We start from the raw sequence: 2,214 nt of genomic DNA on the forward strand, positions 1-2,214 counted from the left end.
GTCCTGGACCGACTTCTGCAGCGCCGCCAGCAGGTCGACCACCTCGCCGGACGACTTGGTCGAGGTCGGCGTCCGCTTGATCTCGCCGCCCTCGATCTTGGCCTTGACCAGCTCCTGCACGGCCCCGGCGTAGTCGTCCTCGAACTCGGAGGCGTCGAAGTCGCCGGCCAGGGTCTCGACCAGCATCGAGGCCATCTTCACCTCGGAGTCCTTGACCTCGCCGGCCTCGACGCTGAAGTCCGGGGTGCGGATCTCGTCGGGCCACATCATGGTCTGCAGCACGATCACGTCGTCCTTGACCCGCAGCACGGCGATGGTCGTGCGCTGCCGCAGCGCGACCGTCACCACGGCCATCCGGTCGGCCTCGAGCAGCGCCTGGCGCAGCAGCGCGTAGGGCTTGGCGCCGGTCTTCTCCGGCTCGAGGTAGTAGGACTTCTCCAGCAGCATCGGGTCGATCTGGTCGCTGGGGACGAACTTCTCGACCGCGATCTCGCGCGAGGACGTCACCGGCAGGTCGGCCATGTCGTCGTCGGTGAGGATGACCATCTCGCCGTCCTCGGTCTCGTAGCCCTTGGCGATGTCGGCGTAGGCGACCTCCTCGCCGTCGATCGAGCAGACCCGCTGGTACTTGATCCGCCCGCCGTCCTTGGCGTGCACCTGCCGGAACGAGACGTCGTGGGACTCCGTCGCCGAGTAGAGCTTCACCGGGACGCTGACGAGTCCGAACGAGACCGCCCCCTTCCAGATCGCACGCATGCCCATCCCCTCCCGCTTGATCGTGGCCTGCTGACCGTGACGCTGCTCCAGTATCCGACAGGATGGACCCATGCGACCCATGCTCGCCACCCGCGGCACCCACGTGCCGACCGGCGAGGAGTGGGTGCACGAGGTGAAGTGGGACGGCATGCGGGTCCTGGTCGACGTACGCGACGGGCGGCTGCGGCTCACCTCCCGCAACGAGAACGACGTCACCGTCTCCTTCCCCGAGCTGCACGCGCTGCCCGGGGACGACCTGCTGCTCGACGCCGAGGTGGTCGCGTTCCTCGACGGGATCCCCACCTTCGGCGCCCTTCAGGAGCGCATCCACGTCGGCAACCCGAAGCGGGCCGCCGCGCTCGCCGAGCGCAACCCGGTCACCCTGCTGGCCTTCGACCTGCTCCGCCTCGACGGCCGCGACCTCACCCGCGAGCCGCTGGAGGTACGGCGCGAGCTGCTGACCGGCCTGGGCCTCGACGACGTGGCCTGGCAGGTCCCACCCGCCTACGACGACGGCGCGATGCTGTTCGAGGCGACCCGTGACCAGGGGCTGGAGGGGATGGTGAGCAAGCGCCGGTCCTCCCGCTACGAGTTCGGCGCCCGCAGCCCGCACTGGCTCAAGTTCCCCCACCGTCGCCGCACCTCCTGGGTCGTCGGTGGATGGCGCCCGGAGACCGGGTCGGCCACCCGGCTGGGGGCGGTCCTGGTGGGGGAGCCGACCCCCGGCGGCCTGCTCTACCGGGGACGGGTCGGCAGCGGCATCGCGGGCAGGGTGGGCCCGATGCTGATGGAGGCGCTGGCGCCGTACGCCCGCGACGCCAGTCCCTTCGCCGACGAGGTCCCCCGCGTCGACGCACTCGGCACCCACTGGGTGGAGCCGGTCCTGGTCGTCGATGTCGAGTCCCTCGGCCTGTCCCCCCAGCAACGCCTCCGCCAGCCGTCGTACCGTGGCGTGCGACCTGACCTCGACCCCCAGGACCTGTCATGAGACGACTGCTCGGTGCTCTCCTGCTGGCCGCCGCCCTGCTCCCGGCGTCCCCGCCCCCGGCCTCCGCCGCCGGCGAGGTGCGCCTCGACGGGGTCACCGTCCGGCTCGAGCCGGGCACCCGCCAGGTCGTCACCGTCAACCGGACCTCGGGGTGGCACGCCCGGGTGAGCTTCTGGGGGCTGCGACAGGGGCGCTGGCTGCTGCAGTTCCGGGCCCAGGACGGGCGGATCGGCTACAACGGCCTGGTCCGACCGCGGCGTCGAGTGCAGGGGACCGGGAAGACACCGCTCGGCACCCACACGCTGCCGTTCTCGTTCGGCACCCACCGCCAGCGCGCCGGGTGGGACCCGAGCTACCGCAAGATCCGCCGCGGCGACTACTGGGTCCTCGACAACCAGTCGCGGTTCTACAACCGCTACCGCAACAAGAGCCGTGGCGGCTTCCGCTGGTGGCTCCCCGCCAGCCACGCC

General features: G+C 71.2%; 2 protein-coding genes and 1 pseudogene. 2 read left to right on the forward strand and 1 reads right to left on the reverse strand.

Translation table 11 applies throughout. The features are described 5' to 3' along the window. Nucleotides 1-828 (reverse strand): Ku protein (locus tag VFN12_RS09000; protein ID WP_325118310.1); only part of this gene is annotated, 828 nt, incomplete at its 3' end. On the opposite strand from VFN12_RS09000, the gene ligD reads away from it, so the two are divergent. Both ligD and VFN12_RS09010 read left to right on the forward strand, forming a co-directional pair. Next, a complete protein-coding gene (gene ligD, locus VFN12_RS09005) occupies nt 827-1,744 on the forward strand; it encodes a non-homologous end-joining DNA ligase (RefSeq protein ID WP_325118311.1) in 918 nt (305 codons plus the stop codon). The two genes, VFN12_RS09000 and ligD, sit on opposite strands and share 2 nt — an antisense overlap. Continuing rightward, a pseudogene (locus VFN12_RS09010) lies at nt 1,741-2,214 on the forward strand (hypothetical protein); the annotation flags it as partial. The gene ligD and the pseudogene VFN12_RS09010, both read left to right, overlap by 4 nt.

The sequence above is a fragment of the Nocardioides sp. genome (genome assembly GCF_035703625.1).
Classification (GTDB): Bacteria; Actinomycetota; Actinomycetes; order Propionibacteriales; family Nocardioidaceae; genus Nocardioides.